Raw genomic sequence first — 21,771 nt, 5'->3', positions numbered from 1 at the left:
TCGATCTGGATCCCGGCATTCGCCGGGAAGGTCGGGTTTATGGGGGAGTTGGAGACTGCATCCGACCCAGAGGGGACGCTCACAGATTCTGCTCCCCTCCGGGGGAACTGTCGCGGAGCGACTGAGGGGGCATCGCCGCCGCCTCCGAGCTGCCCTCTCCGACCCTCTGAGCCACCTCCCCCAGTGGGGGAGGAGAAGGCAACTCACCACCCCTCGCTGCTCTTCCGCGCGTCCGCTTCAGGGGAAGGGCGGTCAATGTCCGGAGGTCGGCGTGGGTCTCATTTCCGTTCCCGACACTAGTCGGATACTGCGACGTCGAGCATAGTTTGGACTATGATAGCGGAACACGAGTGGCCATCGCTAGCGAGCGACTTCGCTGACGATGGTCAGTACCGGTACATTGAAGTGGAAAACGCCACGCTCGCCGATTGGCAAAGCGTATTGGATTTACTGCGCCTGCAAGGTGAGGTGATTTCGTTTGAAGTCGAGGGCGTTGCTAAGGCAGCGCCTCGCGATGCGTCTCTGATCATCGAGTGGTTGGCGACCTCGGCAGTGACAGCTCAGGTCAAGATAGCCGGGGTTACATACGATTGGTGCATCTGGGTGCCGACGTTGCTAAGCTTCTCACTCCATCCGACTATCCGGAATGCTGTCGAGTTTGCAGGCATGTGTCGGTTCATTGAATTGCTCAACCTAGCCACGGCCAAGAGTGTGGAGGTCAATCTCGAAGGCGTAAGCACCATCGCGAGATTTATAGGGCGCGATGAGGGTTTCGTATGGTTTGTCGGCGGCGGTGCATCAACACACTAAAGGCGGATGGTCCGCCCCCACCCTCAAGGGACATCCCCGACATCCCCTCGCGAGGACGCGATGCCCGCGAGGTTCATGGGCCAATGCGGGGAAACGGCTGGCGGCGCTTGTGTGGCTAGCCGACAGGCGCTTCAACCCCACCGGGGCCGATCGGCTCCGGGTCGAACCGTCTCCCGATGGGCGCCAAGCCGGCCCCCAGACAAAAGAACGGCCGCCCTCCAGGAGAAGAGGGCGGCCGAGTCATTGGGAGGAAACGCCCGAAAGGGCTGAATTCCATATAGCTGTTTGACTTCGCCTTGACAACGTTGTCACGCGAATAATTTCGCGTAACGGTGAAATCCGGCGGGTGACGGGCGAGGCCTATTTCTTCTTGGCGGCCTGGACCTCGATCTCGACCAGCATGCCGTCGGCGACGAGGCCGCTGATCTGGCTGGTGATGCGGGCGGGCTTGTTGGGCTGGGCGGCGGTGCCGAAATGGGTGCGGTAGCCTTCCATCATGCCGGCGAAGTCCATCTTGCCTTCCTTGGCCGGATCGCCGACCAGCAGCACGCGCATCATCACGACGTCGGCCATGGTGGCGCCCTGGCTCTTCAGGGCGGCCTCGATGCGGGCCAGAACGCCCAGGGTCTGGGTCTTGGTGTCGCCGAAGCGGGCGACGCCGACCGCCTTGTCGTCGATCACCGGCGGGACCATGCCGCTGACATAGATCATGTCATAGCCGGCCGGCACGGTGACGACGCTGGCGATGGGCGACTTGGGGTCGCCGCCACGGACGATGTCCTGGGCGTGAGCGGCGCCGGCGAGGGCGCAGGCGGCGACGGTGAGAGCGATCAGGCGTTTCATGGCGTCTTCCCTAGAGTGAGTGATACGGATCAGTGCGCTTGCAGGCCGCGCGGCTTGGGGGCGGCCTTGGCGGCGGCGCGGGCGGAGGCGACCTCGGCAGGCTTGATCGCCGAGCCCTTGTTGCCCCAGGTGGTGCGGGCGTAGGTCAGGATCGCCGCCAGATCGGCGTCGCTGATGTCGTCCTTGAACGCGGGCATGCCGGCGCGGCCGTTGAGGACGGTGGTGATCAGAACCTTGGGCGGTCCTTGGACCAGGGGCGTGCCGGCCAGGGCCGGAAAGGCGCCCTTGACGCCCTTGCCCGTCGCCTGATGGCAGGCCGAGCAGTTGTCCATGTACAGGGACTTGCCGTCGGCGGACGCGATGGCCGGAGCGGCGAGGCTCGCGGCGAGCGCCAGGGCGGCGAGGCGATAAGCGAACGTCATGCGTATCCTCGAAACTTAAACGTCAGGCTTGTTGGACGCGGGCGTGGATCTTGGCGATCTGCTGCCAGGCCGACTCGATCGCCCCGGCTTGCCAGCCGCCAAGGTAGCTGAGGTGCTCGCCCGCTAGATAGAGACGACCGTCGGGCTCGCACAGGATGGGATAGGCCTCCTTGCGGCCGTTCTCGCCCCACTCGGCCCAGCCGCCCAGATTGTGCTCGGCCAGGTGCCAGCTGAACGAGAAAGCGTTCTCGAAGTTCTCGGCATATTCGGGGAACACCTTCTGGCCGCCGGCGACGGCGAAGGCGGCGCGGTCGGCCGGGCTCTTGGCGCTGATCCGCGCGGCCTCGCCGCCGAAGGCGTAGTAACCCAAGAGCACGCCCTTCTGGGCTTGCCAGCCATAGGAGGGCAGGGAGATCGAGCCGATGCCGGCCAGGTCGGTATAGATGTGGCCGCCGTAGATGTGGTGCTTGTCCTCCCAGAAGCGGCTCTTCATCTGCAGGCCGATCTTGTTGACCGGCGCATAGGCCACGCCCTCCATAGCCGCCTTGAACGGGGCTGAGGCGTCGAGCTCGATCTGCTTGAGCACGCTGAGCGGGATGGTGCAGACACAATAGTCGGCGGTGACCTCGCCCAGCTTGCCGTCCGGCCCCTTGAACGAGACGGTTACGCCGGTGGGGGACTGCTTGATCTTCTGAACCACGGTCGAGTAGCGGATCATCGGCCCGACGCGCTTTTCGAACGCCTTGGCGATCTGGTCCATGCCGCCGATCGGCTGCAGCATGGTGCGCTGCTGCTCATAGCCGGTGACCGAGCTGAGCACCCGCCAGGCGTTGCTGTCGAGCACGTCCTTGAAGGCGAAGGGCTCCAGCTCCTTGCCGGGGCCCGGATTGACGCCGGCGCCCGGATGCACCGAGAAGCCGCGCCCCTCGGTGCCCTTGTAGGTCAGGTCGCTCTTGGACAGGCGTCCTTCATTGACGAGGTAAGCGACGAACCGCTCACGATCGACGCCGCTCAGGGGCGCATCCAGCGCGCCGGCGCTGGCGGCCTTGGCGACCAGTTCGGCGGTGTAGCCGCGGACGTCGGCGGCGATCTCGCCCTTGCGCACGGGCTTGCCGTTCAGCGGCCCCTTGCCCTTCTCGAAATAGACGTAAGACGCGTCGTTGTCGTTGACGAAGCTCTCCAGCAGGACGCCGAAGCTCTTGGTGTAGTGCAGGGTCGAGCGGTGATGGTACGGGATCCGCCAGGCGCCGTGGTTGATGTAGTGCCCGTCGTCGAACTCGCAGACCTGGGTGTTGCCCAGCAGGTCGGTGTGCTTGAAGCCCTTGCGCGCCGTCTGGCAGCGACCGCCCGCATAGTCGCGCGCCTCCAGGATCTGCACCTGATAGCCGGCCTTGGACATCTCGTAGGCGGCGGTCATGCCCGCCAGACCCGCGCCCAGGATGATGACCTTGGTGTTCTTGGCGCCGCCGGTCAGGGTCGGCGGCAGCTCGGTGGCCGAGGCCTGGCTGAAGCCCAGCGCTTCCATGCCCGACAGCACCAGCGACATGCCGCCGACCGCGGCCAGGCTTTCAAAGAACCGTCGGCGCGTGAGCACGCTCGCCGCCGGTGACGCGTCAGATCCGCTCATACAATCCCTGCCCTTGTTTTTGCGGAGGCGTCGCCAGGACGACCCGCGCGGTCTCGGCCATCCCCAGCGCCGAAACCTTCACCATCTCGAAAGGCGCGCTTCCGGCGCGCAATCCGTTTTCCGTGGTGGCCCGGACTGACATGTCAGACGCCTCGCCATTGGGCGCCTGGGGCGGTGATTGTTCGATCACTGAGCGAGGGCGCGGGATCGCGCCGCCCCCGCCGAATCCTTGTTTTTGCCTTGGATCGGCGCGAGGTGATGAAGGGTGATGACCGATGCCCGTCCCCACCTTCGCCTGCGCCTGGCGCGCCCTGAAGACATGCCCGCGCTGTCGGCGCTGATGGACCGTGCGATCGGCGAGCTGCTTCAGGATTTTCTGCCGCCCGAGGGGGTCAAGGCGTCGTACGAGATCATGGGCCTGGACACCCAGTTGATCGCCGACGGCACCTATTTCGTGGTCGAGGACGGCGCAGCGATCGCCGGCTGCGGCGGCTGGAGCCGGCGGGCCACCCTGTTCGGCGGTGATCATTCGGCGGGGCGCGACGCGGCGCTTCTGGACCCCAAGACCGACGCCGCCCGGGTGCGGGCGATGTACACCCACCCCGATCACACCCGCAAAGGCGTGGGCCGGATCATTCTGGACGCCTGCGAAGCCGCCGCCCGCGCCGAGGGCTTCTCCAGCGTCGAGATGGCCGCGACCATGGGCGGCGTGCCGCTGTATCGCGCCTGCGGGTACCACGACATCGAGCCCTTCGAGGCCGTGACCTCGACGGGCTACCGCGTGCCGCTGATCCGGATGGGCAAGGCGCTTTAGCGGGAAGAAAAGAGCTGAACTCAGGTCGCGTGTAACCGCAGATCCGGAGCGAAATCCTCGTCCTTCGACAAGCTCAGGATGAGGATTTTGTGCGCGCAGGACTCCAAAGTCGTCCTCACCCTGAGCCTGTCGAAGGGCGAGGGCGGCTCCCACGATCTCATCAACACTCAACCCGAAACAGCCAAAGAAAAAGGGCCGAGGATCGCCCCGGCCCTTCGTTGTTTCAGACGGTGAGCGAGCAGGCCGCCCACCGCCGTGAGTGTTGATCCTAGAACGTCGCCGACAGTCGAGCGTACCAGAAGCCGCCTTGCCAATCGACGATGGCGTCCGAGCGATAGATGCGGCCGTTGGTGGCCGACTCGCCGGTCTTGTCGGGATCGGGATAGTTGGCGAACAGGTTCCGCGCGCCGATGGCGACCGAGTAGTTGTCGGTGGCCTGGTAGGACATCTCCAGATCGAAGAAGGTCTCCGGATCCCACTTCTGGACGATCGGATTGCCGACGCTGAACATGTTCTTGTACGGGCCCCAGATGTTCAGGCGGCCGACGGCCTTGAACTTGTCGATCTGGTGCGTCGCCGAGATCACCGACCGCCAGCGCGGCGCGGCGTTCTCGAAGTCGTGCACGCCTTCGGCGTCGAAGAAGTTGGTCGAGAAGACCTTGTCGATCTTGAACTTGTTGTAGTTGCCGCTGACCGAAAGGTTGGTCGACTGGCCGTTTTCCCAGCTCATCCGGTAGGTGGCGACGACGTCGATGCCGCGCGTCGTGGAGTCGAAGGCGTTCTGGAAGAACTGCACCTGGCCGATGGTGTCAGCGCCCGGAATGCTGGCGGAGACCAGCGCCGTCCGGATCGCCGGCGTCACGGTGATCGGCGTAGTGGCGTAGAACTGGTCCTTGATCTTGATGCTGTAGGCGTCGACCGTCAGCGACAGCCCCTCGATCGGGGTCGCCGTGAAGCCGATGGCTAGGTTGGTGGACTTCTCGGGCTTCAGGTCCTTGGCGCCCAGGAACTTGGCCACCGGATTGGTCGCCGGGAACAGGCCCGAAGCGATGATCGCGCCATTCTCGACCCGGGTGGAGACGTTGGTGGTGAACGCCTGACCGGGGGTGGGGGCGCGGAAGCCGGTGCCGACCGAACCGCGAAGACCGAAGTTCGGCGTCAGCTGGTACTGGGTGGCGGCCTTGCCGTTCCAGGTGCTGCCGAAGTCGGAGAAGTGCTCGCCGCGCACCGCGAAGTCGAGGAACCATTCCTCGGTCACATTGCCCGAGGTCTCCAGATAGCCGGCGTAGGAGTCGCGGGTCAGCTTGCCGGAGTACAGCGGCGTATTGCCCGGGAAGCCATTCGAGCCAACCGCCAGGGCGTTGTAGACCGGATCGATGCCGGCGAAGCCGTCGGCGGTGGTCGACAGATAGTTGGCGCAGTTCAGGCCGGCGGTGGCCGGCAGGGCGAGGCCCGCCGCGGTCGGGGTGCGGGTCGTGGCGTTACAGAACTTGAACGGATCGGGCACCGCCCAGGTCCCGGCGATGTACGAGGGCACATCGCCCGGCTCGATCTCGTAGCCTTCCTTGCGATATTCCGCGCCGAAGTTGATCGTCACCGGGGTCTTGAAGCTCAAGCCGTCCCAGTCATAGGCGAAGTCGGCGTTGGCCGAGGATTCCGTCGAGACCAGCGCGCCGTCGTAGAATTTCTTGGGCGAGGCCGGGCCCATCGAGGGGTTGACGGTGTCCCAGATCGAATAGGCGATCTTGTTGTTGCCGTACCGCGCCGACAGGTCATAGCTGAGGCCGTAACCGGTCAGGCCCTTGACCCCGCCGGTCATGCTGTAGTCGCTGACATCGCCGCCGAACATCGGGGTGAAGCCGGCCGGGAAGATCGAGCTGAACTGGAAGGTCGAGCCATCCTGCAGGCGGATCGGCGTGGCGTTGACGGCGTTGCTGACCGGCGGACGGTAGTTGAAGTACTCGACCGCGCTGCTCTTGGAATAGTTGGCGAAGCCGTAGATCGACAGGTTATCGCTGAAGGCGTAGCCGGCGTTGACGACGGCGCGCGTGGCCTCGGCGTCGGGCTGGCCCCACTTCTGGACGTAGTCGTTGATCAGCGCCTTATAGGCCGGGTTGGCCGCCGCATAGCTGGTGACGCAGAAGCCGGCCGACTGGTTCGGGATGCCGACATTGCAGTACTGCTTGCCGCGGTTGACCTGGTTCTGGCTGGTGTATTCGACCGTGGTGTTGATGAAGCCTTTCTCGCCGATCGGCAGGCCAAGGTTGCCGGTGAGCAGCACGTCCTCGCCGTCGCCCAGATAGAACTGGCCATACTGGGCGATCAGCGAGCCGCCGCTGGGGCTGTCCTTCAGCTGGAAGTCGATGACGCCGGCGATGGCGTCCGAGCCGTATTGCGCGCCCGCGCCGTCGCGGGTGACGACCACGTTCTTGAGGGCCGAGGCGGGGATGGTGGCCGCGTCGGGCGCCTGGGCGCCGGTGCCGCCGATGGTCACCAGCGCCGAACGATGGCGGCGCTTGGAGTTGACCATGAATAGGGTCTTGTCGGTGGGCAGGCCGCGCAGGCTGGCGGGGCGAACGAAGGTGGCGCCGTCCGAGATCGGCTCACGAGCCAGGGTGTAGGACGGGACCAGGGTCTTCAGAATGTCGTTGGTGTCGGTGAAGGTCGACGCCTTGATATCGCTCTCGCTGAAGGAGTCGACCGGGACGGCGGAGTCGAGAACCGTGCGAGGTTTGCCGCGGGCCGTGACGACAACCGTGTCGAGTTCTGCGGCCTGGGTGTCGGCGGTCGCTACAGCAGTGTCAGCAGCGAAGCTGGGTGTGAAGTATACTGAAGTAATGGATAGCGCGGAAATACCCGCAAGAAGTGCGGGTTTAAAACGCTGAGTCATAAGTAGCCCCCTCATTCTGTTTATTGACGCATGACGATTCCCTTCTCCATGGCGTTTTTCTCCCGGCGATTATATTTTTTGACGCGGGTACTAAAAATATATCGACGAACCATCGATCTATTCATGAGGTTTCAAGCTGTGGCGTTCGGCAATGGGCGCGCCGAAGAAAAATGCGCAAGCCGCGCCAGCGCCCATGGTGGCGCCCCTTTGCGCGGCGTCTGTTCACGGATTTTAGGCAGAACGCACCGGCGCCTCGGCTTGGAGGCGGCGATCTGGCTGCGGCGCGATGCGGGGTGTCAGGCGCAGAGACGCAGGGGTTCGGCCCTTTCGTCGGTCTCTTCGGTCTCGAAAAGCTCGAAGGCGTCTTCCCAGGGCATGAAGCGCGACTCGCGCAGTTCGGCGTCGTCGGTGACGCGGACGATCTGGTCCTCCCGATCGTTCCACACGAGGCCGATGTCGGTGACGCGCTCGACGTCGCGGCCTAGCAGCAGGAACATGTCGGCCTTGGCCGCGCGCTCGTGGCTGATCCGGCGCAGGCTGCGGCCGCCGCCCAGATCGCGATGGATGTCGGCGAAGTCCAGCACCGCCGAGATCATGGCGGCGTTGACGGGGGCGATCGTCCAGGCGGGGCAGGCGAAGCGGGTCATCGGGGGTCCTTGGGTTCTCCAGGGGCGATGATGGAAGATTGTCCGCGCATTGCGACAGAAACGGTCGTATGACGGGCGGCATGAGACACGAGAAAGCCACCCGCCTTCTGGATCTGGCCCGGATGCTGGCTGGGTCCGCCGAGGGGCTGACCCTGGACGAGATGGCCGCAGCCCTGGGCGTGGGCCGCCGCACCGCAGAGCGCATGCGTGATGCGGTCTGGGCGGCCTTTCCGCAGATGGAGGCGATCGACGATCCGCCGACCAAGCGCTTCCGCATCCCTTCGGGCCTGGACGGCGTCTTTCAGACCCCGACCGCCGAAGAGTTGGCCGCGCTGCGGGTGGCCGCCGACTCGCTGCGCGCCTCCGGGGCCGACGCCCGCGCCGCCTCGCTTTACGCCCTGGAGGCCAAGCTCTTGTCGGCGCTGCGCGGCTCGGCCCGCCGCCGGGTGGCGCCCGATGTCGAGGCCCTGGTCCAGGCCGAAACGATCGCCGTCCACGCCGGCCCACGCCCTTATGAGGATCAGGCCGTGCTGGGCGCGATCCGCGCCGCGATCAAGGGGCTGCAGGCCCTGTCGTTTCGCTATGAAGGCGGCTCCACGCCCGGCCGGACGCGGGAGGTGACGCCGCTGGGCGTGCTGTTCGGCCGCTCCAACTATCTGGTGGCGCTGGAAGGGAAGGGCGGCAAGCCGCGCTCCTGGCGGCTGGACCGGATGAGCGACCTGAAGGTGCTCGACAAGCCCGCCCCGCCGCCGCAGGACTTCTCGCTGCAGGCCTTCGCCGACGAGAGCTTCGGCATCTATCACGACGAGATCCAGGACGTGGTGCTGCGCATCCACAAGAGCCGCGCCGAGGACGCCCTGCGCTGGCGCTTCCACGCGACCCAAAAGGTGACGCCGGAAGCGGACGGCTCAGTGCTCGTCACTTTCCGGGCCGGGGGGATGCGCGAACTGTCCTGGCATCTGTTCACCTGGGGCGACGCGGTCGAGATCGTCGCGCCGCAGGCGCTCAGGGATATGATGGTGCAGGAGTTGCGCGAGGCTGGTCGCGCGCACGGGGCGTGGTAGGAGCCAGCACATGAACTACCGCCACGCCTTCCACGCCGGCAACTTCGCCGACCTGCACAAGCACGCGATCCTGCTGGCCATGCTCTCGGCCTTGCAGGGGGAGAGCGACGCACTGGCGGTGATCGACACCCACGCCGGGGCGGGCGGCTATGACCTGGCCGGCGAGATGGCGCGACGCTCGGGCGAGGCCCAGGCGGGGATCTTCCGGCTCAAGGCGGCCGCCGACGCGCCGGCGGTGTTCCAGCTGCTACTGAACGCCGTTACGCAGATGAACGGCGGCAAGGACGGCGACCTCTATCCCGGCTCGCCACGCCTGATGGCGAGGGCGCTGCGTGGCGCAGACCGCTATGCCGGATGCGAACTGCGCGACGATGACGCCGATCTCCTTCGCAAGACCCTGGCGCCCTGCGCCAACGCCCGCGCGCTGCAGGCCGACGGCTTCGACACCGCCGTCAAGGACGCCGGCAAGGGCGGCCGCGCCTTCATCGTCATCGACCCGCCGTTCGAGCGGCCGGACGACTATGATCGCATCGTCGCCACCACCCGCGCCGTGCTGGCCCGCGCGCCCGATGCGGCCCTGGCCATCTGGCTGCCGATCAAGGATCTGGAGACCTTCGACGCCTTCCTGCGGGCGATGGAAACCGTCACGAGCGACTTGTTAGTGGCGGAGCTCCGCCTTCGCCCCCTGACGGACCCGATGAAGATGAACGGCTGTGCGATGGTGATGATCGGCGCGCCGCCCTCGGTCGAGGACGCGGCCGTAGCGGCCGGCGACTGGATCGCTACGCGCCTCGGCGAGCCCGGCGGCCGCTCGCGGGTCTGGCGGACCTGACATGACGCGACCGTCGCCGACCCTGGCTCAAGCCCTGCCGGTCTGGCTGAAGGTCGGCGTGCTAGGCTTTGGCGGCCCGGCGGGCCAGATCGCTCTGCTGCATCGCGAGGTGGTCGAGGTCCGTCGATGGATCGACGACGCCGAGTTCGCCCGCGCGCTGAGCTTCTGCATGCTGCTGCCGGGGCCCGAGGCGCAACAGCTGGCCACCTGGCTGGGCTGGCGGCTGCATGGGATCCGGGGTGGTCTGGCGGCGGGCCTGTTGTTTGTCCTGCCGGGCCTTGTGGTGATCCTGGGCCTTTCGGCGCTTTATGTCGTCCATGGCCGCTCGGCCTGGGCAGGCCCGGTCCTGCTGGGCCTGAAGGCGGCGGTGGTGGCGCTGGTCGTCCAGGCGCTGATCCGGATCGGTCAAAAGACGCTGAAGGATCGCGCGGCGATCGCCGTCGCGGCTGGGGCCTTCGCCTTGATGGCGTTCACCACCCTTCCGTTTCCGCTGGTGGTTCTGGCGGCAGGCCTAGTGGGCTGGTTCCTGGGCGGGAAAGGGGAGGCGGCGCCCACCCCTGTCGCGCCGGCCAGAACCGGCGGCGCGCGCGTGGCCCTGGTGTGCCTGGCGGCCTGGCTGGCGCCGATCGCCCTGGCCTGGGGAATCGCGCCAGGCTCGACCCTGGCTTGGATGGGCCTGACCTTCGGCGGCCTGGCGGCGATCAGTTTCGGCGGCGCCTATGCCGCGCTGGCCTATCTGGGGCAGGCGGCGGCGGGCTTTGGCTGGGTGTCGGCCAGTCAGATGCTGGACGGCCTGGGCCTGGCCGAGACGACGCCGGGACCGCTCGTTCTGGTCTTCGTGTTCGTCGGCTTCGTCGGCGCTTTCCAGGCCGCGCCGGCCGAGAGCGCCTGGTTGCTGGCCGTGCTGGGAGGGCTGATGGCCGCCTGGGCGACCTTCGCGCCCTCGTTCCTGTGGATCTTCGCCGGCGGCCCCCTGTTCGAGCGGTGGGGCCGTCGGCCCAGGCCCGCCCGCGCCCTGGCCATGGTGTCGGCGGCGGCGGTGGGCGTCATCGGACAGCTGGCGCTGTGGTTCGCGATCCACCTGCTGTTCCGCAGCGGCGAGACCCTCGGAAGCGGGATGCTGCGCGTCATGGTTCCCGATCTGGGCTCCGTTCATGCCGTGGCGTTCGGGCTAGTCGCCCTGGCGCTGGGGCTGACCTTTGTTTTGCGCTTGCCCATGCTGCTGATGATCGCCGCGACGGTGATCACTGCGGTGCTTTTGCGGGTGATCGGGCTGAATTGACGTAGCGGTAGTCTTTTTGCGCTTGCGAACGTAATTTCCGTGCTATGTTGCATTGCAACAAATCGCGGTTGCCAGGAGCGCGCCATGGTTTCGCTTTTCACCTTTCTTCCCCAGTACCCGACCGACAAGGTCGAACCTGAAGTCGCGCCGCGTGTGGCGGTGGGGGCGGCCTCGCCTCTGTGGCTGATGTTCGGTGGCGCGGCGGCCGCCGGCGCGGCCTACTGGTGGTGGGCGTCGCGCTGGCGCGAGGCGGTGAACCTGGAAGCCCTGATGGCGCTGACGCCCGAGCCCGTGGCGCCCGCCACTGAGGCCGAGGCGGTGCTCGAGGCTGCGCCCGAGCCGATCGTCGAACCCATCCTTGAGCCTGTCGCGGATGCGGTGGTGGAAATCGTCGAGATCGCGATGGACGGCGAGGAGGACGCTCTGGCGCTGACCGCCGAGACCGTCGTGGAGATCGTCGCCGACACCGCCAAGGCGGCGATCACGGTCATCCCCGAACCTGAGCCTGAAGCCGTCGCCGTCCCCGACCTCGTTCCGGATGTTGTGGCCGAACCTTTGGAAGCCGCCGCCGACGATCTGACGCGGCTGGTGGGCATTGGCCCCAAGCTGGCGACCTCGCTGGCGGAACTGGGCGTGACCCGCTTCAGCCAGATCGCCGCCTGGTCGCCTGACGAACTGGCCTCGATCGACCAGCTGCTGAATCTGAAGGGGCGCGCCGAACGCGATGCCTGGATCGCCCAGGCCAAGCGCTTCGCCGCATCTTCGGAGGGGTAGGGGCTCTCAGCCAGCCCAGCCGAATCCCGGGCCGCTTGCGTCCCGCGCCAAGGGCGCGGTGGCGACGCCCCGCTTGACGCTAAGGTCAGGCAAAAACAGCACATTCTTGCGCGAAAACTGGGTGTGTAATGCCACACTCGGTGCGAAATGCGACGAAAAGGCGACAGGAAGATTGCGATGCTGCGGCGAAGCAGGTTGCCTTGCTCATGAGCGGTGGGTCGCCGCGCCAAGGGGGCTTGGTGGGAAGGCGTGACCGCGTATCCGCAATGTAAGGCAAGATCTCCCATGCTAACCCAACGCAGACACCTCCTGGCGTCGACGATCATCGCGGGTCTGGCGGTCAGCACGGCCCTTCCGGCCGTGGCCCAGACCGCCCAGCCCGCCCAAGCGCCCGCGACCGAGGTCGAGGCCGTCGTCGTCACCGGCTCGCGCATCAAGCGTAACGAGTTCAACAGCCCTGATCCCGTCCAGGTCGTCACGGCTGAGCAGGGTCGTCTGCAGGGCATCGGCTCGACCGGCGCGTTGCTGCAGTCGGCGACGATCGCATCGGGTTCGCCGCAAGTGAACGCCGCCATCTCCAGCGCCTTCATCACCGACGGTGGTCCGGGCGCAGAGACGATCTCGCTGCGCGGTCTGGGCGCCAACCGCACCCTGGTGCTGCTGAACGGCCGTCGCGCCGGTCCGGCCGGTGTGCGCGGCGGGGTCTCGGCCTTCGACCTGAACGTGCTGCCGATGGCGATCACCGAGCGTATCGACATCCTGAAGGACGGCGCCTCGTCGATCTATGGTTCGGACGCGGTTGCGGGCGTGGTGAACATCATCACCAAGCGCAACACCGACGGCGTCGACCTCGACATGTTCTACAGCCAGCCGCAGAAGCAGGGCGGCGAAGAATTCCGCGCCAGCGCCGCTTGGGCCAAGAGCTTTGATCGTGGCTTCTTCAGCATGGCGTACGAGTACAACAAGCGCGCCGAGCAGAAGAACGGCCAGCGCCCGTTCACCTCGTGCGGCCGTCAGTACATCTTCGACGCCCAAGGCAAGCGCAAGGACACCATCGATCCGCGCACCGGCCAGATCCAGTGCCGCGATCGGTTGTACGATCAGATCTGGCTCTACGATTCCAACTTCTCAGGTCTCGATGGCAAGCTGCAGTACGACTACACCGGCAAGATCGCCGGCTTGATCCCGCGCTATCCGGCGGGTCAGCAGGCCAACTATCCGGGCATGCCCGCCGGCTTCTTCGTGGTCGGCCACAGCGGTGATCCGGCCAATCCCGACATGGGCGTGCTGGACTATAACAGCCCGTTCTATCTCGACTCGTCGCTGTCCCCGCGCACCGAGCGCTCGACGGTGTTCGCCCAGGGCGCCTACCAGATCAACGACAGCATCGAAGCCTATGGCGAGATCCTGCTGAACCGCCGGGCGACCAAGAACAACGGCTATCGTCAGTTCTGGTCGTACTTCTACACCGGCGACAAAGATGACTTCTCGGCAGGCTTCACGGGCGACTACATCCTGTCGCCGACCCCGGTGACCAATTTCAACAAGGACGGCCAGAAGGTCGACTACCAGCGCTATGTCGGTGGCCTGCGCGGCGACTTTGGCGACGTCGCGTTCCTGAGGGGCTGGGACTGGGACATCTTCGCCCAGTACAGCCACAACAAGGGTATCTACTCGCAGGACGTGATCCTGAAGGACGCCGTCGACATCGGCGCGTTCCGCACCGGCTCGTGTGTCGGCCAGACCACGCCGATCAGCAAGAAGCCCTGCGTCGACGTTAGCTGGGTCACGCCCGACTTCCTGGCCGGCAAATATAGCGCCGCTGAGCAAGCCTTCCTGTTCGACACCGAAGCCGGCAAGACGACCTACAAGCAACTGGCCATCGAAGGCTCGATGTCGGGCGACCTGTTCCGCCTGCCGGCCGGTCCGGTCGGCGCGGCGGTCGGCTTCCACTACCGCAAGGACTCGATCAATGACGTTCCGGGTCCGATCACCCTGGCCGGCAACGTCTGGGGCCTGTCGGGCGCCGGCATCACCAAGGGCGACGACCTAGCGCGCGAAGTCTATGGCGAGCTGGGCATCCCGGTGCTGCGCGACGTGTTCCTGGCCGAGCGGGTCGACCTGTCGGTCTCGGGCCGTCACACCAAGATCAATTCCTATGGCAAGCAGGACACCTACAAGATCGGCCTGAACTGGCAGATCATTCCGTCGGTGCGTTTGCGCGCCACCCAGGGCACCTCGTTCCGCGCCCCGGCGCTGTTTGAGCTGTACAAGAACGCCGAAACCAGCTTCGCGGGCCAGCGTACGATCGACCCCTGCATCCGCTGGGCGACGAATCTGGCTCAGGGTCTGATCACCCAGAAGGTCGCCAACAACTGCCGCGCCGCCGGCGTGCCGGGAACCCACACGGGCGCCGGCTCCTCGGCGACGATCACCTCGTCGGGCGGCAAGGGCTCGCTGGAGGCCGAAACCTCCAAGGCCGTGACCTATGGCGTGATCTGGTCGCCGAAGTTCGCCGATCTGCAGGTCGCGGTGGACTATTTCGACATCAAGATCGATGGCGAAATCCGTCGCCTGGGCGCGGCGAACATCGTCAACGGCTGCTACACCTCGGACAACTTCCCGAACGACTCGCTGTGCAAGCTGTTCACCCGTAACGCATCGAACCTGATCAACACGGTCACCAACAACTACATCAACATCGCCGAGCAGACGAACCGCGGCATCGACCTCACGGTCAGCTACGGTCAGCAACTGCCCTGGGATGTGAAGATGAGTGTCGACCTGCAGTCGACCTGGCAGTTGGAGGACAAGATCGCGCTGTTCGCCGATACGGTCGAAGACAACAACGGCTTCGTCGGCGACCCCGACTGGACCGGTCGTCTGAACTTCCGCTTCACCAAGAACGACTGGACGGCCTTCTGGGGCATCAACATGATCGGCAAGGCGTCCGACGCCGAAACCGAAGCCACCCAGAACGCGGCCGGCACGACCTTCTACAAGGTCCACACCGAGTTCACCGCCTATCACAACATCTCGCTGCAGAAGAAGTTCGACGGCTTCACTATCCTGGGCGGCGTCTCGAACGTCTTCAACGAAACCCCGCCGGCGGTCACGCTGGGCCAGGGCGAGTACGACACGGTGGGCGGCTCGGTGTTCGCCTCGCAGTACGACTATCTGGGTCGTCGGGTGTTCCTGAACATCTCGACCCACTTCTAGTCTTAGCCCAACGGGCTAACATGGCGGCGGCGACCCTGTGGTCGCCGCCGTCTTTGTTTCAAGGAACCTGTTCGCGTGAACGCCATCATCCGGGGCAAGCCCGACAATCTCGACGAGATCGGCCAGCGCTTCGAGCGTGCGCGGCTGACCCAATCGGTGTTCCTCAACAGCGTTCCCAAGGCCGGCACGCACCTGATCCGCAATATCCTGCGGATGTTCGTCCATCCCGATCAGCACTGGCGGCGCGAATACATCCAGCACGCCCTGCTGTCGCGCAGCCGCGACGCCTTCCTGGTCGACAAGCCGATGATCAGCTGGGGCCACATGCTGTTCTCGGACGAGGCGGCGGTGGCCTTGCGCGACACCCGTCACATCGTCCTGGTGCGCGACCCTTACGACTGGGTGCTGGCGCGGGCGCGCTTCTATCTGTCCGACGAGTTCCAGGGCAATCTGGAGCATATCAAGAACGGCGGGGCGGCGGTCGAGGACGTCATCATGATGATGATCCTGGGCGCCCATGGCCGTGTGCCGGACCTGAAGGACGTCTTCAGCATGAACGCCGTGGCCTGGATGGGCTCGCGAGCGGTCGTGGTCCGCTACGAGGACATCGTCGAGAACCTGAAAGACCTGGGCTCCAAGCGCGCCGAGGCCTTTTTCCGCCAGCTGCTGGCCGATTGCGGCCTGGACCTGCCCGCCGACTGGCGCGACCGGGTCGAGGCCGGCGCCGATCCGAAGGAAAGCCGCACCGCCCGCGAGAACCTGAAGGTCACGGCCGAGGTGCCCAAGGTGTTGTCAGACACCCACAAGCGGGTCGTGGACTTCCATGCGCCGGGCCTTCGGGCGCTGCTGGGGTATCGATAGGGGCGGCGGCGCTTCTCCCTCCGTCCGCTTCGCGGACACCTCCCCCGCGAGGGGGAGGCGGGAAGCTCCAGCGTCCGCGACCAATCGTCTCGCTCGTGCAATTAACCAGAATTCACCACGCGTGAGTACACCGCCTTAACCATCGCGGACCATTCTGTACCGGAACGGGATTGGGAGGGGGCCGCATGGGCCAGCACGTGGAAACCCTGGTGATCGGGGCCGGTCCGGCCGGCCTGACCACCGCCTACACTCTGGCCAAGGCCGGGCGTGGCGTCACCGTGCTCGAGATGGACGAAACCTATGTCGGCGGCATCAGCCGCACCGTCGACTACAAGGGCTTCAAGTTCGATATCGGCGGACACCGTTTCTTTTCCAAGAGCCAGGAGATCGTCGATCTCTGGAACGAGATCCTGCCCGACGACTTCATCGACCGGCCGCGCCTGTCGCGGATCTATTACCGCGAGAAGTTCTACGCCTATCCCCTGAAGGCCTTCGAGGCCTTGGCCAACCTGGGCGTCTGGACGGCCGCCAAGTGCATGGCCTCGTTCGGCTGGGCCAAGCTGACCCCGATCGCGGCGCCGACCACCTTCCACCAGTGGGTGCGCAATCAGTTCGGCGAGAAGCTGTTTTCGATCTTCTTCAAGACCTACACCGAGAAGGTGTGGGGCATGAGCTGCGACGAGATCTCGGCCGATTGGGCCAGCCAGCGGATCAAGGGCCTGGACCTGGGCGCGGCGATCATCGACGGCGTCAAGCGCTCGCTGGGCCTGCGCGGCAAGGCCGCCGAGGGTGGTCCCAAGACCCTGATCGAGAGCTTCCGCTATCCCCGCAAGGGCCCGGGCATGATGTGGGAGGCCTGCGCCGACAAGGTCATGGCCCTGGGCGGTGACGTCCGCATGGGCCGCAAGGTCGACGGCCTGCACTTCGACAAGATCGCCAAGCTCTGGACCGTCGCGGTGACCTGCGCCGACGGCCGCAAGGAGATCTACACGGCCGACAACGTCGTTTCGTCCGCGCCGATCCGCGAGCTGATGCAGTCGATCAGCCCGACCCCGATCAGCGTCTTCCATGCCGGCGAGCTGATGTACCGCGACTTCATCACCGTGGTGCTGATCGGCAAGCCGCAGAAGGAACTGCCGGACAACTGGATCTATATCCACGACCCGTCGGTGAAGGTCGGCCGCGTGCAGAACTTCCGTTCGTGGTCGCCGGAGATGATCCCGGACGGCGTCTCGACCTGCCTGGGGCTGGAATACTTCTGCTTCGAGGGCGACGGCCTCTGGACGACCTCGGATGAGGACCTGATCGCTCAAGCCAAGCGCGAGATCGGCAAGATCGGTCTGATGGAGCCGGCGGACGTCTATGACGCCTGCGTGGTGCGACAGCACAAGGCCTACCCCGTCTATGACGACGCCTATGCCGAGCACGTCAAGATGATCCGCCTGGACCTGAAGATGCACTTCCCGGGCCTGCACCTGGTGGGCCGCAACGGCATGCACAAGTACAACAACCAGGACCACGCCATGATGACCGGCCTGCTGACGGCCGAGAACATCATCGCCGGCGAGACCCTCCACGATGTCTGGGAGGTCAACGAGGACGCCGAGTACGGCGAGGCCGGCGTCTCCGGCGCCCGTCAGGCCCTGCGCAGCGAGCGCGCCGTGCCGACCAAGGTGGCCGCATGATCTTCACCCTGGCCGGACCGATCTGGCGCCTCCTGCCGGAGGGCTTTCGGGAGCTGATCCTGTATGGCCTGGTCAGCGCCGCCGCGCTGGCGGTCGACTGGGGGCTTCTGGTTCTGCTGACCTGGGCCGGTGTCGACTACCTGCTGGCCTCCGGGGTGGGCTTCTGTTTTGGCATCGGCGTGGCCTATGTCCTGTCGATCCGACTTGTGTTCGCCCATCGTCCGATCGCCGACCGCTGGCGCGAGTTCACCGGTTTCCTTGGGGTGGGCCTGGCCGGGCTGCTGCTGACCCAAGGACTGATGATCGTCGGCGTCGAAGCGTTCGGCATGGCTCCCGCCTCGGCCAAGGGGCCGACGGCTTGTCTCGTCTTCCTGTTCAACTTCACCGTCCGCCGGGCGCTGCTGTTCCGAGCGCCGCGCGCCGACATCGCCCGGTCGTGAATCGTCTGGAGCGGTTCGCCGACAGCCGCTGGCTCGGCTGGCTGGCGGCGTTCGGCCTGTTCCTGCTCAGCCGACCGTTTCCGGGCGTCCATCACGACGGCCGCCTCTATGTGGGCGACGCCCTGGCCAAGCTGGACCCGGGCGGGGTCGGGCGCGACCTGATCTTCGTCCACGACGGCCAGTTCGGCTTCAGTCTCTACACGCCGCTGCTGGCGCGGCTGATCGCGATGCTGGGCGTTTCGGGGGCGACGCTGGCGATCGTCCTGGTCACGCTCCTGCTCTGGTTCGTCGCCCTGGCGCTGCTGATCGAGCGGCTGCTCGCCGATCGTTCCCAGGGGGAGCGCTGGGTCGCCCTGGTCTTCGCCGCCATCCTGCCGGCGCTCTATGGCGCGATGAACGTGATCGGCTTTGGCGAGCCCTACGCCACGCCGCGCGGCCTGGCCGAGGCGGCCGGTCTCCTGGGCATGGCCGCCTATCTGTCGGGGCGACGCGTCCTGGCCTTGGGCGCCTGCGCTCTGGGCATGCTCTTCCATCCGATCATGGGTCTCTGCGCGGCCGCCGCCATCGGGCTGGCGATCTGTCTGGAAGACCGTCGCTGGTTCTGGGCGGGTCTGGCGGCGCTGGGCGTCCTGGTGGTCGCGGGCCTCTTTCGCCTGCCGCTGGCCGACCGCTTGGTGACGGTCATGGACCCGGCCTGGCGAGCGATTGTCGAGACGCGCAGCCCGATCCTGTTTCCGTCGCAGTGGTCGGCCGAGACCTGGGGACGGCTCGCCGTCCAGGCCTGTACGCTCGCCGCAGCGGCGTCGTTGCTGACGGGGGCGGCCCGTCGGCTGGCGCTGGGCGGGTTGGCGGCGGGACTGGCCGGGGTGGCCGCAGCCGCGCTGCTGGCCGATCATGTCTCGCTGCTGCTCTTTCTCCAGGCTCAGACCTGGCGGACCCTGCAGCCGATGGCCGTGCTGGCCACGATCGGTCTGGCCCTGGTCTGCATCGAAGCCCCTCGGAAGGGCGCTTCGGGCCTGATCGGCCTGGCTTTCCTGAGCATCGCCTGGATGGTTCGCGGCATCAGCGATCTTGGACTGCTGATCGCGCCGGTCGGGCTGGCGTTCCTGCTGCTGGGCGATCGGGTTCGCCTGTCGCGGCCCAGGCTCTATGGAGCGATCGCGGTGGGCGCGCTCGTGGTGGCGCTGGTCGGCTATGGGGCGCTGCGAAGCTATGCGCTGCGCGAAGCCCTGGCCCGCCTGCCGGACGCCTGGCCTTTCAGCCAAGGGCTGGTCTGGGCCAGCGATCTGCCCGCCCTGCTGATCGCCGGCGGGCTTAGCCTTTGGATGGCTAAGGCCTGGAAGGCGCCCGGCCGGTCTCTGCGGCTCGTCGGCCTGCTGGTGGTCGGGCTGTCGGCGACCCTGCTCTGGGACGACCGATCCGCCTATATCCGCCAGCGCGACGCCGGCCGTGATCCGACCCTGGTCTCGATGATGGCTTCCCGGCCGGGCGAAGTCCTCTGGCTGGCCGGCGACGTGGAGCCATGGCTCGTTGCGGGCCGGGCCAGCTGGATCAGCAAGGTTCAGAGCGCAGGCGTGGTGTTCTCGCGTCCCCTGGCGATGGCGTTGCACGATCGGGTGGCGCGGGTCGAGGCCGCCGGCCTCGCGGGGCCTGACTGGATCCGACCGCTGCTGATGGATGCGCTGAAGCCGCCGCCGCCTAAGCCGGAGAAGGTGCGGGCGTTCTGCGCGGCCTCGGATGCCCCGGCTTGGATCGTCTCACCGCTCTGGGACGGGGAGGGGGTGCTCGATGCAGGACTGAAGGCGCGGGTCTGGTCGCCCGCCGCGCCCTATGCCGAGGATCTTTCGGACGCGTCAGGCCGTCGCTGGATGACGGCGCATCGCTATGCGGTGATCCCGTGTCGCGGGGGCTGAACCGGCTCGGCCGTTGCCCGGATCGCCGTCCATCGGCGTGAGTCCCAGCCGACGAAATGCATCAACGCGACGGCCGGTTCGGCGATCGCCGCCGACACGAAAACGCGAGAAAATCCACACGTATGGTTGACAACGTTGTCACGTTTCCGGTGAATGCGACATCCGCGCGAAGACGGATTTGACACATCGTCACTAGGGAGTGGTGCAGTGATTGCGTTCCTGACGTTCAACCTCGGAGGTGTCGGCCAATGACCGACGCCGCGATCACCAAGACCACGGCCAAGGGCGGGGGCGTCAAACTCGCCGTCGTCTACGTGACCTGCCTGTTCTTCATCTGGGCGCTGGTCACCAACCTGCTCGACCCGCTGCTGAAGACCATGATGACAGTCTTCACGCTCACGCCGGTCGAGGCCAATCTGACCGGTTCAGCGTTCTTTATCGCATATGGCCTGATGTCGATGCCATCAGCGGCGTTCCTATCCAAGTTTGGCTACGCCAGATCTGTTATGGTGGGCCTTGGCGGTATTGTCGCCGGCTGCTTCATCGCCGTCGCTGCTGCTAAGCTGCACACCTACGGTTTGGTTCTGACCGGTCTCTTTGTCATGGCCTCTGGCATCACATTGCTTCAGGTCGCAGCCAACCCGCTTATCGCCTCTTTGGGCAAACCCGAGGACTCCTCCTTCCGGCTAAATCTGTCCCAAGCGTTCAATTCGCTGGGTGCTGCCTGCGGCCTCTGGTTCGGTGCTAACTTCCTGCTAAAGGGCGATATCTTTGCCAAAGACGCAGTAATAACTGACGCTCTGCGCGAACAGGCTTTGGGCTTTGTCAGTAACGTCTACATGGCAATTGGCATTGGCCTAGCTCTCTTCATCTTGCTCATCTTCATGGTTCGCCAGAAGATCACCGATGCTGCGCCAAAAACGGGTAACCTTGTCAGTCCGCTGTCGGCGCTTAACTCAAAGTGGGCCAATCTAGGTGCTATCGGCATCTTTCTCTATGTCGGCGCCGAGGTTGCCATCTCGCTGAACTTGATCCGGTTCCTTGAGCACAGCCATGTGCTTAACGTCACGGCGGAACAGGCCGGAAAGCTGACGACTTTCTACATGGTGTTCGCCATGATTGGTCGGTTTGCCGGGTCGGCGCTGCTAAAAGTTGTTAAGGACTATGTATTGCTGGCGTTAGTTGCCGTTGGTGCAATTGCGCTGTGCCTATTGGTGATTTTCACCAAGGACATGACGCCGTCAGCGCATACCGGCACGATCAACCTGCTGCTGGCCTCTGCGCCGGTGACGACTGGTCTGATCCCGGCCTTCGCGGCCCTGCTGATCGGCCTTTTCAACTCGATCATGTTGCCGACGATCTTCACCCTGACTCTGCAGCGCTCGTCGGCGCCGACGTCCGCCACCTCGGGCTTGCTCTGCATGGCAATCGTCGGCGGCGCGGCTCTGCCGTTGATCTTCGGTGCAATCGAGCAAGCGACTGGCTCTCGCGCCCTTGCCTTTGCAGCCCCGCTGCTCTGCTACGTCTACGTCCTGTGGTTCGCCCTGGTCGCCAAGAAGGCCCCGACCCACGAGATCCAGGAAGGCGTGGCCGCCGGCCACTAGCCTTTCGCCTGATACTGCCCTGCAAGCGCCCCCGGGAGGTTCGT

General features: G+C 65.8%; 20 protein-coding genes. 14 read left to right on the top strand and 6 right to left on the bottom strand.

Annotation, left to right across the window (positions count from 1 at the left end; genetic code table 11):
- The first annotated feature begins 333 nt into the window (after window positions 1-333).
- The gene (locus tag CVUC_RS13565) at window positions 334-810 is read left to right on the top strand and encodes a hypothetical protein (protein ID WP_010918972.1); all 477 of its coding nucleotides are present in this window, start codon (window positions 334-336) and stop codon (window positions 808-810) included.
- Window positions 811-1,170: 360 nt separating this feature from the next.
- Here the strand turns inward: CVUC_RS13565 and CVUC_RS13560 are convergent, their stop codons facing one another.
- Genes CVUC_RS13560 through CVUC_RS19910 form a run of 4 tightly spaced genes read right to left on the bottom strand, consistent with a single transcriptional unit; the run spans window position 1,171 to window position 3,844 of the window.
- Window positions 1,171-1,653, bottom strand: coding sequence for a RidA family protein (locus CVUC_RS13560; RefSeq protein ID WP_010918973.1), 483 nt, complete (start codon window positions 1,651-1,653; stop codon window positions 1,171-1,173).
- A 29-nt stretch (window positions 1,654-1,682) separates the two neighbouring features.
- Window positions 1,683-2,075, bottom strand: coding sequence for a c-type cytochrome (locus CVUC_RS13555; RefSeq protein WP_010918974.1), 393 nt, complete (start codon window positions 2,073-2,075; stop codon window positions 1,683-1,685).
- A 22-nt stretch (window positions 2,076-2,097) separates the two neighbouring features.
- Entirely contained in the window at window positions 2,098-3,702 is a 1,605-nt protein-coding gene (locus tag CVUC_RS13550; protein WP_096032821.1) for a flavin monoamine oxidase family protein, read from the bottom strand.
- Window positions 3,689-3,844, bottom strand: a complete 156-nt coding sequence (locus CVUC_RS19910; RefSeq protein ID WP_164468086.1) for a hypothetical protein — start codon at window positions 3,842-3,844, stop codon at window positions 3,689-3,691. Before CVUC_RS19910 ends, CVUC_RS13550 begins: the two co-directional genes overlap by 14 nt.
- A 123-nt stretch (window positions 3,845-3,967) precedes the next feature.
- Between CVUC_RS19910 and CVUC_RS13545 the strand changes: the two genes are divergently transcribed.
- Together CVUC_RS13545 and CVUC_RS13540 are read left to right on the top strand one after the other, a co-directional pair.
- A complete protein-coding gene (locus CVUC_RS13545) occupies window positions 3,968-4,516 on the top strand; it encodes a GNAT family N-acetyltransferase (protein ID WP_012640141.1) in 549 nt (182 codons plus the stop codon).
- Between the two features lie 89 nt (window positions 4,517-4,605).
- Window positions 4,606-4,782: a hypothetical protein gene (locus CVUC_RS13540; RefSeq protein WP_101685836.1), complete on the top strand. Its 177-nt coding sequence runs from the start codon at window positions 4,606-4,608 to the stop codon at window positions 4,780-4,782.
- A 2-nt stretch (window positions 4,783-4,784) separates the two neighbouring features.
- On the opposite strand, the gene CVUC_RS13535 is transcribed toward CVUC_RS13540, so the two are convergent.
- Complete coding sequence (locus tag CVUC_RS13535) at window positions 4,785-7,421, bottom strand: TonB-dependent receptor plug domain-containing protein (RefSeq protein ID WP_096032822.1); 2,637 nt, start codon at window positions 7,419-7,421, stop codon at window positions 4,785-4,787.
- A gap of 281 nt (window positions 7,422-7,702) precedes the next feature.
- The gene (locus CVUC_RS13530; RefSeq protein WP_024265668.1) at window positions 7,703-8,053 is read right to left on the bottom strand and encodes a hypothetical protein; all 351 of its coding nucleotides are present in this window, start codon (window positions 8,051-8,053) and stop codon (window positions 7,703-7,705) included.
- An 80-nt stretch (window positions 8,054-8,133) separates the two neighbouring features.
- Between CVUC_RS13530 and CVUC_RS13525 the strand changes: the two genes are divergently transcribed.
- The 11 genes from CVUC_RS13525 (at window position 8,134) to CVUC_RS13480 (ending at window position 21,727) form a co-directional block, all read left to right on the top strand.
- Window positions 8,134-9,117 (top strand): helix-turn-helix transcriptional regulator, encoded by a 984-nt coding sequence (locus CVUC_RS13525; protein WP_096034743.1) that lies wholly within the window; start codon window positions 8,134-8,136, stop codon window positions 9,115-9,117.
- Window positions 9,118-9,127: 10 nt separating this feature from the next.
- The gene (gene rlmJ, locus CVUC_RS13520) at window positions 9,128-9,949 is read left to right on the top strand and encodes a 23S rRNA (adenine(2030)-N(6))-methyltransferase RlmJ (RefSeq protein ID WP_096032823.1); all 822 of its coding nucleotides are present in this window, start codon (window positions 9,128-9,130) and stop codon (window positions 9,947-9,949) included.
- A 1-nt stretch (window position 9,950) separates the two neighbouring features.
- On the top strand, window positions 9,951-11,231 hold the full coding sequence (gene chrA, locus CVUC_RS13515; protein WP_096032824.1) for a chromate efflux transporter: 1,281 nt from the start codon (window positions 9,951-9,953) through the stop codon (window positions 11,229-11,231).
- An 84-nt stretch (window positions 11,232-11,315) separates the two neighbouring features.
- On the top strand, window positions 11,316-12,005 hold the full coding sequence (gene phaH / locus CVUC_RS13510) for a phasin PhaH (protein ID WP_096032825.1): 690 nt from the start codon (window positions 11,316-11,318) through the stop codon (window positions 12,003-12,005).
- Between the two features lie 285 nt (window positions 12,006-12,290).
- Window positions 12,291-15,224, top strand: a complete 2,934-nt coding sequence (locus tag CVUC_RS13505; protein ID WP_164468087.1) for a TonB-dependent receptor plug domain-containing protein — start codon at window positions 12,291-12,293, stop codon at window positions 15,222-15,224.
- A gap of 75 nt (window positions 15,225-15,299) precedes the next feature.
- Complete coding sequence (locus CVUC_RS13500; protein ID WP_096032827.1) at window positions 15,300-16,085, top strand: hypothetical protein; 786 nt, start codon at window positions 15,300-15,302, stop codon at window positions 16,083-16,085.
- 185 nt (window positions 16,086-16,270) lie between these two features.
- The gene (locus CVUC_RS13495; RefSeq protein ID WP_096032828.1) at window positions 16,271-17,770 is read left to right on the top strand and encodes an NAD(P)/FAD-dependent oxidoreductase; all 1,500 of its coding nucleotides are present in this window, start codon (window positions 16,271-16,273) and stop codon (window positions 17,768-17,770) included.
- Window positions 17,767-18,210: a GtrA family protein gene (locus CVUC_RS13490; RefSeq protein ID WP_096032829.1), complete on the top strand. Its 444-nt coding sequence runs from the start codon at window positions 17,767-17,769 to the stop codon at window positions 18,208-18,210. Before CVUC_RS13495 ends, CVUC_RS13490 begins: the two co-directional genes overlap by 4 nt.
- Window positions 18,207-20,123 carry a hypothetical protein gene (locus CVUC_RS13485; RefSeq protein WP_096032830.1) on the top strand — a complete coding sequence of 639 codons (1,917 nt, stop codon included), beginning with the start codon at window positions 18,207-18,209 and terminating at the stop codon, window positions 20,121-20,123. The genes CVUC_RS13490 and CVUC_RS13485 overlap by 4 nt, the downstream gene beginning before the upstream one ends.
- Before the next feature lie 207 nt (window positions 20,124-20,330).
- Entirely contained in the window at window positions 20,331-20,375 is a 45-nt protein-coding gene (locus tag CVUC_RS20040) for a hypothetical protein (RefSeq protein WP_024265671.1), read from the top strand.
- On the top strand, window positions 20,372-21,727 hold the full coding sequence (locus tag CVUC_RS13480) for a sugar MFS transporter (RefSeq protein ID WP_096032831.1): 1,356 nt from the start codon (window positions 20,372-20,374) through the stop codon (window positions 21,725-21,727). The genes CVUC_RS20040 and CVUC_RS13480 overlap by 4 nt, the downstream gene beginning before the upstream one ends.
- Window positions 21,728-21,771 lie beyond the last annotated feature (44 nt).

Origin of the sequence: Caulobacter vibrioides, from assembly GCF_002858865.1 — a bacterium.
GTDB classification, from domain to species: Bacteria; Pseudomonadota; Alphaproteobacteria; order Caulobacterales; family Caulobacteraceae; genus Caulobacter; species Caulobacter vibrioides.
Note: the sequence above shows the minus strand (reverse complement) of the source record. Positions and strands in the feature narration are given on the sequence as shown.

Excerpts from the sequence above, each read along its gene's own strand:
- phaH (WP_096032825.1), top strand. The coding sequence starts at position 11,316 with ATGGTTTCGCTTTTCACCTTTCTTCCCCAGTACCCGACCGACAAGGTC.
- CVUC_RS13550 (WP_096032821.1), bottom strand. The coding sequence starts at position 3,702 with ATGAGCGGATCTGACGCGTCACCGGCGGCGAGCGTGCTCACGCGCCGA.
- CVUC_RS19910 (WP_164468086.1), bottom strand. The coding sequence starts at position 3,844 with ATGTCAGTCCGGGCCACCACGGAAAACGGATTGCGCGCCGGAAGCGCG.
- CVUC_RS13535 (WP_096032822.1), bottom strand. The coding sequence starts at position 7,421 with ATGAGGGGGCTACTTATGACTCAGCGTTTTAAACCCGCACTTCTTGCG.
- CVUC_RS13495 (WP_096032828.1), top strand. The coding sequence starts at position 16,271 with ATGGGCCAGCACGTGGAAACCCTGGTGATCGGGGCCGGTCCGGCCGGC.
- CVUC_RS13560 (WP_010918973.1), bottom strand. The coding sequence starts at position 1,653 with ATGAAACGCCTGATCGCTCTCACCGTCGCCGCCTGCGCCCTCGCCGGC.
- chrA (WP_096032824.1), top strand. The coding sequence starts at position 9,951 with ATGACGCGACCGTCGCCGACCCTGGCTCAAGCCCTGCCGGTCTGGCTG.
- CVUC_RS13565 (WP_010918972.1), top strand. The coding sequence starts at position 334 with ATGATAGCGGAACACGAGTGGCCATCGCTAGCGAGCGACTTCGCTGAC.
- CVUC_RS13480 (WP_096032831.1), top strand. The coding sequence starts at position 20,372 with ATGACCGACGCCGCGATCACCAAGACCACGGCCAAGGGCGGGGGCGTC.
- CVUC_RS13530 (WP_024265668.1), bottom strand. The coding sequence starts at position 8,053 with ATGACCCGCTTCGCCTGCCCCGCCTGGACGATCGCCCCCGTCAACGCC.
- CVUC_RS13555 (WP_010918974.1), bottom strand. The coding sequence starts at position 2,075 with ATGACGTTCGCTTATCGCCTCGCCGCCCTGGCGCTCGCCGCGAGCCTC.
- rlmJ (WP_096032823.1), top strand. The coding sequence starts at position 9,128 with ATGAACTACCGCCACGCCTTCCACGCCGGCAACTTCGCCGACCTGCAC.
- CVUC_RS13490 (WP_096032829.1), top strand. The coding sequence starts at position 17,767 with ATGATCTTCACCCTGGCCGGACCGATCTGGCGCCTCCTGCCGGAGGGC.
- CVUC_RS13525 (WP_096034743.1), top strand. The coding sequence starts at position 8,134 with ATGAGACACGAGAAAGCCACCCGCCTTCTGGATCTGGCCCGGATGCTG.
- CVUC_RS13505 (WP_164468087.1), top strand. The coding sequence starts at position 12,291 with ATGCTAACCCAACGCAGACACCTCCTGGCGTCGACGATCATCGCGGGT.